At 42.3% G+C, this 12,886-nt stretch carries 3 protein-coding genes; all 3 read right to left on the bottom strand.

Going from position 1 to position 12,886, the window contains the following annotated elements; all coding sequences use genetic code 11:
• Nucleotides 1–117 precede the first annotated feature (117 nt).
• A complete protein-coding gene (locus NDI35_RS02275; protein ID WP_445311311.1) occupies nucleotides 118–750 on the bottom strand; it encodes an alpha-ketoglutarate-dependent dioxygenase AlkB family protein in 633 nt (210 codons plus the stop codon).
• 461 nt (nucleotides 751–1,211) lie between these two features.
• Nucleotides 1,212–6,932, bottom strand: coding sequence for an AAA family ATPase (locus NDI35_RS02270; RefSeq protein WP_445311310.1), 5,721 nt, complete (start codon nucleotides 6,930–6,932; stop codon nucleotides 1,212–1,214).
• Nucleotides 6,933–7,074: 142 nt separating this feature from the next.
• Complete coding sequence (locus NDI35_RS02265; RefSeq protein WP_445311309.1) at nucleotides 7,075–12,843, bottom strand: AAA family ATPase; 5,769 nt, start codon at nucleotides 12,841–12,843, stop codon at nucleotides 7,075–7,077.
• Nucleotides 12,844–12,886: the final 43 nt, after the last annotated feature.

Raw genomic sequence — 12,886 nt, 5'->3', positions numbered from 1 at the left:
TTATTGCTGTGCCAAAATCGCTATTTTTACTGTTAACAAAAGTTGCATTTTTTTTATTAAAACCGCAAGTAAAGGCAAATAAACGCATATGCAAATTACAAATTACCATTAATTCATTTAGCTTACTTTCCTGAAAGTAAGGTTAATTCTTGGTTCAGTAACTTTGGCTGCTTTTGGGATTTGGTGTTGCCAAAAATGCTGGGTTACTCCTTTCATCAGCAGCAAGCTTCCCGGAGTTAATTGAATTTCTAATTTCATTTCTTTTTGGTATTTGTGCCTGAGCATAAAACGACGAGTAGTCCCAAAACTTACAGAAGCGATCGCTGGGTTTTCACCAAGTTCTGATTCATCATCACTGTGCCAAGCTACACTATCTTTGCCGTCGCGATATAGATTAAGCAACACGCTGTTAAACAATGTACCTGCTATTGCTTCTATTTTAGATTTGATTATTATGAGTGTAGGTGTCCATAGATTAGGCTCCATTTTTATTTGGGAGTAAGTGTAAGATTTACCTGGATCTCCGTACCATGCGCTAAGTCGCGGTATAGCGACTTGCTTGCCAAAAAGCAGAGCCACCTCTTGCTTCCAATTAATAGTGCCGTACAATTCCGCAAATATCTGGTTGCTCTCATTGTTATTGAAGAAGTCGCGGTACATGATTATTTCTGCATCAGGCAGAGATAATTGCTGACCATGCTTCTGGCTTTCTGCTTTTGGCTCTTCCCACAATGAAAGTTGAGTATACATAAATCTGCTCGCTGATTACCTTTTACTGAAATTCATAAATATACAGTTGTTGACACAAGCATTGCCCAGCTTTACCATTAATCATGTAAAGCTAATCTTAGCATTTTAACAAGACAAGGATAATTACTTTTTGTAACCTACATAAGTTTTTATGTATTCACCAACCAAATCCTGAATCGTGATTTAAGATTTGGTTGGTGTCAATTAGCTATATACTATGAATTGGTTTCAAATAATTAAATCTTTTCTTGATGAAGCTTATGTTTAAATTCCAGGAGATGAAGCTAAAAAGGATTAGGTAATTAATAACGCACTAGAATACCTGCGAGGAGAATATTCTCACCTATCGCAGGAATGTAACATAGATTCTAGCGACCCGAGGTTGACGGGGTTGTCACCCCGTCAAATGAAAATGAGCTCCCCCTCCAACCATGTAGCGATCGAGCTTTGGACTTTTATGATTAATCTAAATTGTGTGACCGATGTTTGATTTTTGTGCGATTTCTTAAAGTAGACTGACAGCGTTCCCAATAAATTTTAGAGACGGCATCGCCCGGATTCTGACGCCCACACTCGGCAAACAGCCGCCCCGCCTCAGCGAACTTCCCTTCCAAGTAATTTGCCCTCGCTTCTGCAAACAATTCCAGCGTAGCTAACTTGCCCGCTTTGATTTCTGGGCGATCGCAATCAAACACCTCATAAACCGTCACCGCTTCAGATTTTCCCTTGACTTTTACCGTATCGAGGGTGCGGATTGCGTACTGGGATAGATTTTCTAAACGCGAGTAAGTTTCCTGAGTGATTAACAGCGACACCCCATAATTTTTCGTCAAACTTTCCACGCGAGAAGCTAAATTCACCGCATCGGAAATTACTGTGCCCTCCATGCGATTTTGACCGCCCACCGTTCCCAGCATCAAAGTTCCAGTATTGATGCCAATCCCAATCTGAATCGGCGCACAGCCAGATTTAGCGCGATGTTGATTGTATTCAACGAGGCGATGTAGCATGGCAATTCCGGCTTTCACCGCATGATCCGCCTTGCCGTTAAACAGCGCCATAATCGCATCGCCAATATATTTATCAATAAACCCATTATTTTCATTAATGACGGGTTCCATGCGAGAAAGATAGGAATTGATAAATCTGAAGTTTTCCTCCGGTGTCATCGTTTCCGAAAGCGTGGTGAAGTCGCGAATGTCGGAAAATAGCACCGACATTTCTAACTGCACTTGATCCCCCAATTCCACATCAATGATGCTTGATTTCTCAAGAAAATGGAGGAATTGATTGGGGACGAAACGCTCGTAAGCTTTGTTGAGTTGGAACAGTTCATTGGTAAACCTTATTCGCTCAGTTTCTGCTTTTTTGCGCTCCGTTATATCTTGAAATGCTGCTAGGCCGTAGACAATATTGCTCTGATTATCATAGATAGGCGTTCCCCAAACTTCGATGGGTACAACCTTGTCAGTCTGGTAGATTTCTACATCATTAACAGTGGAACTTTCACCCTTTAAGGCCCGCACTCCAGGCATTTTTTCAACAGGATAGGGTTCGGAAGTGTCAGCGGTATACACTTGATAAACCTCTGCCAATTGTTCGCGCGCGGCATCAGCCGCAACTCCTTTTCCCAGAAGCTGCTGCCCCTTCTGATTAACGTAGTAAGGTGTACCACTGGGTTTGAGTACAAGTATCCCTACTGGCATCGCTTCTAGGAATTGAGTCAACCTCGTTTCATTTTCGCGGACTTCTGTATAGAGTTGAGAATTTTGAATCGAGATCGCCGCCTGTCCAGATAACACTTTTAATAGTTGCACTCTTTCTGGCGTAAAAGCTCCTGCTGTCAGATTATTTTCTAGGTAAACAATACTAATGATTTGAGATTGATTAATCAGCGGCACACATAAAATTGATTTGGGCTGATGCTTTTGAATGTAGGGGTCGTTGGTAAATTGTCCCTCTCGGACACCATCATCTAGTACCACGCTTTCTTGAGTGCGGGCCACATAGTTGACAATTGCGGAGGAAAGTTCTTGACAATCTTCAACGGGGATTGACTGCAAAACGGTAACGCGAGCGTCATCAATTGTCCCTTCAGCTTCAATTAATAGCTTTCCCTGGCTTGACAAAATCAGATAGCCTTTTTGTGCCCCCGCATTTTCCATCAAAATTTTCATCAAGCTAGACAGTAGCTTATCTAGCATAATTTCGCCAGAAATTGCCTGATACGCCTTCATTACTGTGGCAATATCTAAATTTGAGCCTGAGCCAGTTGTGGTAGTTTTGGTATCTTTAATAATTGATTGACTGGCCATGAATAGGTGGGGATAGCGCTTTTCTAAATCTTTGACTTTTGCCGCCGCACCCCACAGTTGATAGCAGTAACGTGCTTCTTGCATATAGGCTTTGGCTGTCAGTTCTTTGCCTTTGGATAAATAAAACTTGGCGGCTAGTTCGTAGGCGAGGGCGGCTTCATGGATGTATTCGTTTTCTTTGGCAAGGGCAATTGCTTTGTCATAATAATCCATGGCTAAAGAATCTTTACGCAGAACTCGACAAAGTTCTGCCTCAATCAGTGTACATTTGTGTGAGTTATTCATCGGGGCGTGATGGGCCCAGTTTTTCATTTTTCTTTGATGGCTTTGCACTGTTTGCAAAAGTCTTTTTTGTTGGTTTTTTGGAGTTGAATAATAATTAGATAGCAGAGCAAGTGCATCATACAAGTAAAACATAGAAATATTCAGAGAGCCTAATACAGCATTTAAATACTTTTTAGCTTGTACCGCATTATTCAGCGCTTCTTGATAATTTTGAAAGAGGTAATGCAACATCAACTTATAAATGTAGAAGTAAAAAATTGCCGTGCGATCATTTGTTTGGATATCGTTTCTAAGTGCTTTTCTTTCATCGTAAACTTCTCCAATTAAGCAACATGGATTGTCATAACTACCCATTAAATTTAAAGCTACCTGCAAAGTGCAAGAAAAGTCTCGCTCTTGCTGCAATTCCTGGATAGCCTTACGGTATTTTACTATCTCTCCTTCAACAATAGCTAATTCCTGTCCTGACATAAATAAATAGCAGCAGTAAGCTGCTGCAGAATAACCAGCATATTCAAAGTCTCCCGTTTCTATACCCCTAGAATAGCCTTCAAGTAAAGGCTGTAATACCTGCTTTATATGTTTCTGCCAAGGCCTAATAAAATAATTAACCAGCAAAATTGTTTGAGAGCTTAATTCTAGGGAATCTATTTTATTTAATAAACTAATAGCTAAGTTTCCAAACTGATAACCTGATTCAATTTCTCCTAATAACCCACAAAGAATTACCCCGTAACTAGCATAGGCAAAAGGAGATGACGCTGCATGACCGTACTTAATTGATAAGCTTACTTGTTTCAGGACTATTATTGGCATTAACTTATGACCAGCAAGATATGTGGCAGGTGCTATTCTGGATAGAATAGCCATTGCTGCTAATTTGTCAGGATCAGTCATTTTTGGTAAATTTAATAAGTTTTCAATTTTTTGACCCATCAAAGCTAATTTGATATTTAACAGATAAAATAAAATATCTAACTTACTTGGATTGCCCGGTAAATTTACGCTTAATAATTTTAAGACTTGTATCCCTGTATTGATGGCATCTAAAAGCCTTTGTTGGGCTTTATAAGCAGAGATTTGGATTTCGTATGCCTTGACCTTATCCAGTAAAATCTTAGTGTTTTTAAGCACTGCTTCTACTAATTTTTCCATCTCGTCGAAGTAGCCGCACAGGTACGCTGCTTCTGCGGCTTCTACATACAGAGCAAGTGTTATTTGGTACTGAGACTGCCACCTATCCGTCGCTAAAAGTTTTAAACCATGAGTTAGGTAAGCTAATGCGACTTGATAAGCAGCCGATGCTTTTGCTTTCTTACCAGCAATGAGATTTAACTGTGCCAGTTCATCTTTTTTTTGCGGAATATAAATCATTTCAATGGCGAAATTGAGGTGATTAACAATGTCAAATATTTTTTCTTCTAGTTTGTCAATAGGAGTATTTTTCAATATCATTTCGCCGATTTTTTGGTGAATATTTACTTTGTAGCTTTCGGTAATTAAAGAATAAGCGGCTTGCTGAATTCTGTCATGAACAAATTTGTATTCTAGGCACTGGGTATTGGAGAATTCTCCATTAGCCGCTAATAGCAAATCGCCCATATTTCCCAGAGGTACAACTAAGCTCTCAGCCACCGCAAATTGCAAATCATTAATTGTATCTGTAAGGCTTTTTTCACTGGTAATAGCTAAGGTGGATAGGTCAAAGTTATTGCCGATGCAGGCTGCTACCTTTAACCTCAGTTGCGTATTTTTTGGCAGCTTTTGAATTTTGGTTGCCATCAGTTCGACTACGTTATCAGTAAAATCCCTGGCTTGAATTTGGGCTAATCCCCACTGCCACTCTAAGGTCTGAAAGTTAAACTCTAAGAGTCCTTCTGTATAAAGTGATTTCAAAAACTCATTCATAAAAAAGGGATTGCCTCCGGTTTTGAAATGCACTAACTCGGCAATAGAGTTGGCTTTTTCTTTAGAACACTTGAGAGTTTCCGAAATGATTTGAGTGACTGTAGGTAATGCCAAAGGCGAGAGAAAAACGCGATTGATAATTGCTCCAGTTTTGGCAATTTCATCTAGTGTTAACATTAACAAATGCCCGGAGGTTATCTCGTTATCTCGATACGCGCCAATTACAAACAGTGCGGGTGAGGAAGAACTCATCAGCAATTTTATCAGTTTCAGAGATGCGCCATCTGCCCAGTGTAAATCATCAATAAATATTGCTAAAGGATGTTCGGGTTTAGTAAAGACTTTTATAAAATTCTGAAATACTAAATTAAAGCGATTATGGGACTCATGGGAACCGAGTGCAGGCACCGCCGGCTGTTTGCCAATTATCAACTCTACTTCAGGAATTACCTCGATAATCACTTGACCATTGCTCCCCAAGGCAGATTGAAGTTTCTCCCGCCACTGGTTCAGTTGCGCTTCAGATTCGCTTAAAAGTTGTTTCACTAATTCTCGAAAAGCCGTAACGATTGCGCTGTAGGGAATGTTGCGCTGGTACTGGTCAAATTTACCCGAAATAAAATAGCCGCGCTTTTGGGTGATGGGTTTGTAGAGTTCTTGCACTAATGCTGACTTCCCGATTCCCGAATAACCTGCTACCAGCATTAATTCGCTTTTGTCCCCGCTCGCACGCTCGAAGGCGCTCAATAAAGTTTCAATTTCTCGCTCTCTGCCGTAAAGTTTCTGCGGCAGTTGAAATTTATCGGAAATATCCTGACTGGCTAATGGGAAAGATTCGATGCTGCCCATGTGTTGCAATTGCTTCAAACACACTTCTAAGTCCGCTTGAATTCCCCACCCGCTTTGGTATCGCTCCTCTGCAGTTTTGGCTAAGAGTTTCATCACAATATCTGAGACGGCTTTAGGAATTTCTGGATGGATTTCGCAGGGTGGCACTGGCACCTTTGCGATATGGCAGTGAACTAACTCTAAAGCGTCTGATGTCTCGAATGGCAGTTTCCCTGTCAGCAGTTCGTAAAACGTGACGCCGAGCGAGTAAAAATCCGTCCGGTAATCCAAACTTCGATTCATCCTACCCGTTTGTTCTGGCGAAATATACGCAAGCGTGCCTTCCAAAACTCCGGGCGTTTTCAGTACCGGATTTTCCCGCGTTAGCTGGGTGGAAATGCCAAAATCAATAATTTTTAACTGTCCTGTCTCGCGGTTATAAACAATATTTGAAGGGTTGATATCTTTGTGAATGACGTTAGCAGCGTGAATCTGACTCAAACTGCGGGCCGTTTCAATCGTGAGGAGTAAGACCTCTTCCAGGCGGAACCGACACTGCTGCATCCAAAGTGCCAGTGACTCCCCGCCAAAATCCTCCACAAACATGACGAGGGTGTTTTGGTATTTTTGCAAGTCATAAACCTGCACGACTCCTGGCTCTTTCAACTCTTGGGTTATGCGGTATTCGGTGCGGTAACGCACCAATTCTTGAGGTGTGGGGTAGCTTTCTTTGAGCAGTTTGAGGATAATCGGCTGGCGATCGGCTTCCCGAATCGCCCGGTAAACCAGAGAGTTGGCGCTTTCATAGAGAAGTGTCACAACGGTAACGCCTGGAATCGAGAGCATATTGATTTTTTTGCTAAAAATTAACGCGAAGTCAAAACGCACCAGCTTGGTTTATAGAATACCACGTTAGAAAGGTAATTTTTTTGTTTTTGGAACAAATGTTGAGTTGTTAATGTACCGATCGAGCTTTGGACTTTTATGATTAATCTAAATTGTGTGGCCGATCTTTGATTTTTGTGCGATTTCTTAAAGTAGACTGACAGCGTTCCCAATAAATTTTGGAGACGGCATCGCCCGGATTCTGACGCCAACACTCGGCAAACAGCCGCCCCGCTTCAGCAAACTTCCTTTCCCAGTAAATTGCCCTAGCTTCTGCAAACAATTCCAGCGTAGCTAACTTGCCCGCTTTGATTTCTGGCGGATCGGCATCAAACACCTCATAAACTGTTACTAATTCAGATTTTCCCTTGACTTTTACCGTATCGAGGGTGCGGATTGCGTACTGGGATAGATTTTCTAAACGCGAGTAAGTTTCCTGAGTGATTAACAGCGACACCCCATAATTTTTTGTCAATCCCTCCACGCGAGAAGCTAAATTCACCGCATCGGAAATTACTGTGCCCTCCATGCGATTTTGTCCTCCCACCGTTCCCAGCATCAAAGTTCCAGTATTGATGCCAATCCCAATCTGAATCGGTAGATAACCACAATTGGCGCGATTTTGATTGTATTCAACCAGGCAGTGCAGCATAGCAATTGCCGCTTTCACAGCATTATCAGCTTCCCCACTAAACAGCGCCATAATCGCATCGCCAATATATTTATCAATAAAGCCCTTATTTTCATTAATAACAGGTTCCATACGAGAAAGATAGGAATTGATAAATTTGAAATTATCCTCCGGCGTCATACTTTCCGAAAGCGTAGTAAAATCGCGTATATCGGAAAATAGCACCGACATTTCTAACTGCACTTGGTCGCCCAATTCCACATCTATAATGCTTGCTTTCTCTAGAAAATGGAGGAATTGATTGGGGACGAAACGCTCGTAAGCTTTGTTGAGTTGGAACAGTTCATTGGTAAACCTGATTCGCTCAGTTTCGGCTTTTTTGCGCTCTGTGATATCTTGAAAGGCTACAATTGCATAAGAAATATTGTCGTTTTCATCATAAATTGGTGTACCCCAAGCTTCGATCGGAATAATCTTGTTGCCTTGGTGAATTTCCATATCATCTACAGTGGAACTTTCGCCACTCAACGCCCGCGTAGTTGGCAATTCGGCAGAGGGATATTCCTCCTCTGTTCCAGCTTGATAGATTTGATAAACGTCTGGTATTTGCTCGGTGGTGACTTCAGTAATAACTCCTTTACCCAATAATTGAATAGCAGCGCGATTACTATAGTAAAGTTTGCCAGAAGCATCCAGCACTGACACCCCCACTGGAATTGCTTCTAAAAATTGAGCGAGTCGGTTCTCACTTTCGCGGACTTCTGTATAAAGCTTAGAATTTTGGATCGAGATCGCCGCTTGTCCAGATAACACTTTTAATAGTTCCACTCTTTCTGGTGTAAAAGCTCCGGCTGTCAGATTATTTTCTAGGTAAACAATACTAATGATTTGAGCTTGGTTAATCAGCGGCACGCATAAAATTGATTTGGGCTGATGCTTTTGGATGTAGGGGTCGTTGGTAAATTGTCCCTCTCGAACCGCATCATCTAGTACCACGCTTTCTTGAGTGCGGGCCACATAATTAACAATTGGTTCCGAAAGTTCCTGACAATGTTCAACGGGGATTGACTGCAACACGGTGACTTGTTGGGAATTTATTGTCCCTTCAGCTTCAACTAATAGCTTACCCCGGCTTGGTAAAATTAGATATCCTCTGTGCGCGCCTGCACTTTCAATCAAAATTTTCATTAAGCTAGACAGTAACTTATCCAGCAGTATCTCGCCAGAAATTGCCTGAGAGGCCTTCATTACTGTGGTGATATCTAAGTTATTACCTGAACCAGTGAGCGTCACTCTTGCAGTATTTTTAGTGTTTTTATTTCCCGGTTGAATTGGTTTTAATAACTGGGGATATCGCGTTTCTAAATCTTTTACCTTAGCAGTGGCTCCCCATTGAACATAACAATAATATGCCTCAATCATGTAGGTTTGAGCAAGTTTTTCTTTGCTCCATTCCCAGTAGAATTTGGCTGCTAGTTCGTTAGCTAGTGCTTCTTCGTTGAGGAATTTATTTTCTTTGGCTCCAGAAATGGCGCGATCGTACATTTCAATCGCCTCAGCTTTATTGCCCAACACCCGTTGCCGCTCTGCCTCAACTAAATACCATTTATGCAGATGATTCATGGGAGCATTTTTCGCCCACTGTTGCAGCGTGCTTTGATGGGTTTCCACTAAGGCGAGAATGGAAGCTTGCTCCTGCTCTGACTGTGTGGATAAAAGTGCTAGGTGTGTCAGGGCTGCATAGAGATAAAAAATGGGAGCAAAAATTTGTCCTGATATTGCCATCAAATACGGCTTGGCTTGCACAATATGGTCTAGGGCAGCCGTGTAATTACCCCATGAGTACGCAAGCAGCAGTTTATAGATGTAAGCAAGGGCGATCGCTGTCAGATCATTGTTCTGATGGTGCTTAGGAATCATCACCGTTTCATCGTAGGCAGAGCCTATTAAGCAATCCGAGAGAGTACTAGCTTCCCTCAAATTCTTCACCGTCTGCTGCGTCATATCCAACAAACCCTGGGCAGAATATTGCTTTACCTGAGCCAAGGCAGCGCTGTAACTTACTATTTCGGTTTCCCAAGTATCTAGTTCTACCCCACCGAAGAAATGGGCATAAAAGTAACCCATTATGTTGTAGCCAGCGTATAGAAAGTCGCCACTTTCCATGCCAGCCGTATAGCCATTTTTGCTCGTCGGTATCGTTGCCAAGAGAGGTTCTTGGTGATGCTGAATACAGGCCCCAAACATCAGTAAAATTATGGACTTGAATTCCTGCACATTGAAGCGATCTAGCAATGAGAGTGCCAATTTACCAAAGCCATAGCCCGTTTCTACATCTCCCAAAAAGCCGCACAAGACCATGCCGTGAATCGCGTACCCCACCGTCGATGCGTGTGCATTCCCAAATTCGAGCGATAAACTCACCATCGTAGAGCTAAGTAGGGGTAGCAAACCGGGCATTCCCTGGAAAATTGCTACAGGTAATATTCCTAACAGTTGCATAGCTGCCTGAGTCTGTGGATTGGTCATCATAGGCAGGTCAACCAGTTCTTCAATTTTCCTGTTCTGGAGTTGGCTGGTCAAGGTTTTTAGCGCTTTACTAATTAAAGCTTCGTCAACGTTGGTGGGGAGTTCAACACCCAACTGCCCCAAGGCATTTCTCCCCACGGCGATCGCTTCTAGCATCTGGCTCTGGACTGTATGGGCGACGATTTTAATTTCGTAAATTTTAACTTTGTCTAAAATTGTTTGGGCTTTTTGCAAAACCTGTGCTGCCATCTGTTCCATACCATCAAGGTCAGCATTCAAATAGGCGGCTTCGGCAGCAGCAATATAGAGATTCAGGGTCAACTCATACTGACTTTGCCAGCAGTTGGCCCTCAGTAGCTCAATCCCTGTTTGCAGATAGATATTTGCCGCAGCGTAGGCGGTAGAACTTCTTGCCTTACCTCCCGCTTCTAAGTTGAGTTTGGCTAAGGCTTCTCGTTCGCTTAATCGATCAATCGACTCAATTCCTTGATTTAAATGCCCCACAATATCAAATAGTTTTTCCTCTCTTTCTATGTCAGAATATTTCTGTAATAGTAAATTTCCTATTTTTAAATGAGTGGCTTTCTTTTGATTTTCTGGTATTAGAAAATAAGCAGCTTGCTGTACGCGATCGTGCAGAAACTTATAAGTGGGATTAGTAATAGAATCTATATTAGATTGATCCTGTATTGAACTGAAGCAGCTATAGCCTTCTGCAATCATTAAAATAAGTCCTTCTTGCAAGGCTTTCCATAGCCATGATGCCGTTTTTTCTGCTAGTTCTTCGCTAACGACTGCCAATGTCTCTAAATCAAACTGCGCCCCAATGCAAGCCGCCAATTTTAGAATATCCTGAGTTTCTTTCGGCAACTTCTGCAATTGCACCGCCATAAAATCTACCACATCCGAGGCTTCGGCAAATGTAACTTGAGTAATATCGCACTGCCACCCCCCTTTACTTCCCCCCTTAGTAAGGGGGGACATAGGGGGGTCAAAAATAATCAGCCCATCTTCATACAAAGACTTGAGGAATTGAGTCGAGAAAAAGGGATTACCTTTAGTTTTTTCATAAACCAATTCTGTCAAAGGTTGAGCTAAGGATAAATCGCAAATCAGCGTATCTGCTACCAACTGATTGAGATCTGCTAAACTCAACGGTTGCAGGGTAATAGTATTCACCACTGCCCCAGACTTCACAATCTCATCCACCGTCAACATAAACGGGTGAGTAGGTGACACCTCATTATCCCGATAAGCACCTAACACTAACAGATGCCCGGTATCCTGCATTAACAGTGGTAATAACTTCAAAGATGCGCCATCCGCCCACTGCAAATCGTCCAAAAACATCACTAACGGATGTTCAGCTTGGGTAAATACTTGCACAAACTTTTGCATCAGCAGATTGAAGCGATTTTGTGCCGCACTCCCGGACAATTCTAATGCAGCAGGTTGAGCGCCAATGATGTGTTCTAATTCAGGAATCACGTCAATCAAGACTTGCCCGCTATCACCGACTGCTGTCACAATATTGGTTTTCCATGTGTGTAATTGAGCATCACTTTCTGATAATAATTGCCCCATTAATTCCCGAAATGCTTGCACAAATGCACTAAAGGGAATATTGCGCTGGAATTGGTCGTATTTGCCTTTTATAAAATAGCCACGCTGTCTGGCTATCGGCTTATGGACTTCGTTCACTACTGCGGTTTTACCAATCCCAGAAAAGCCAGCCACCAGCATCATTTCGGCGCTACCTGTACTGACTCGCTCAAAGCCTGCTAATAGATGATCGACTTCAGTTTCTCTGCCGTATAGTTTTTCGGGAATCAGAAAATGGTCTGTAATATCCTGCGTTCCTAAGTCAAATTCTGCTATGCTATCGGTTTCTTGTAATTGAACCAGACACATTTCTAAATCGTGCTTTATTCCCAAGGCAGTTTGATAGCGATTTTCGGCATTTTTTGCCATCAATTTACTGACAATTTGCGAGACAATTAGGGGAATTACTGGCTCTATTTCGTGCGGAGGAACTGGTTGTCTGGCAATGTGGCAGTGAACCAACTCTAAAGCATCTTCTGTCTCAAAAGGCAGTTTTCGTGTCAGCAATTCGTAGAAGGTGACGCCGAGCGAGTAAAAGTCAGTGCGGTAATCAAGAGTGCGATTCATCCTGCCAGTTTGTTCGGGCGAGATGTAAGCGAGGGTTCCTTCTAAAACGTTAGGGTTTTTCAGGCTCGGTGTTTCTCGCGTTAGCTGAGTGGAAATGCCAAAGTCGATAATTTTTAATTGTTCCGTTTGGGGGTTGTAAACAATATTAGAAGGGTTGATATCTTTGTGGATGATGTTGGTGCTGTGAATTTGTCCTAAAATTTTAGTGGTTTTGATAGCAATTTGCAGAAACTCCTTGAGGCTAAACTTTCGCTGCTGCATCCATATTTTCAAGGATTCGCCCCCAAAGTCCTCTACAAACATTACGAGGCTGTTTTGGTATTTTTGCAAGTCATAGACTCGCACGACTCCCGCCTCTTTCAACTCTTGGGTGATGCGGTATTCGGTGCGGTAGCGCACTAATTCTTGAGGAGTGGGGTAGCTCTCTTTGAGCAGTTTAAGGATGATTGGTTGGTTATCTGCTTCCCGAATGGCCCGGTAAACCAGAGAGTTGGCACTTTCATAGAGAAGTGTCTGGGCGGCAACGCCTGCAATAGAGAGCATATTGATTTTTATGGTATAAATTAACGCGCAGTCAAAATGCACC

Source organism: Microcoleus vaginatus FACHB-2002 (assembly GCF_040004035.1).
In the GTDB taxonomy this organism is placed as follows: Bacteria; Cyanobacteriota; Cyanobacteriia; order Cyanobacteriales; family Microcoleaceae; genus Microcoleus; species Microcoleus vaginatus_C.
Note: the sequence above shows the minus strand (reverse complement) of the source record. Positions and strands in the feature narration are given on the sequence as shown.

Coding starts and splice junctions, on each gene's coding strand:
- NDI35_RS02275 (WP_445311311.1), bottom strand. CDS start 750: ATGTATACTCAACTTTCATTGTGGGAAGAGCCAAAAGCAGAAAGCCAG.
- NDI35_RS02270 (WP_445311310.1), bottom strand. CDS start 6,932: ATGCTCTCGATTCCAGGCGTTACCGTTGTGACACTTCTCTATGAAAGC.
- NDI35_RS02265 (WP_445311309.1), bottom strand. CDS start 12,843: ATGCTCTCTATTGCAGGCGTTGCCGCCCAGACACTTCTCTATGAAAGT.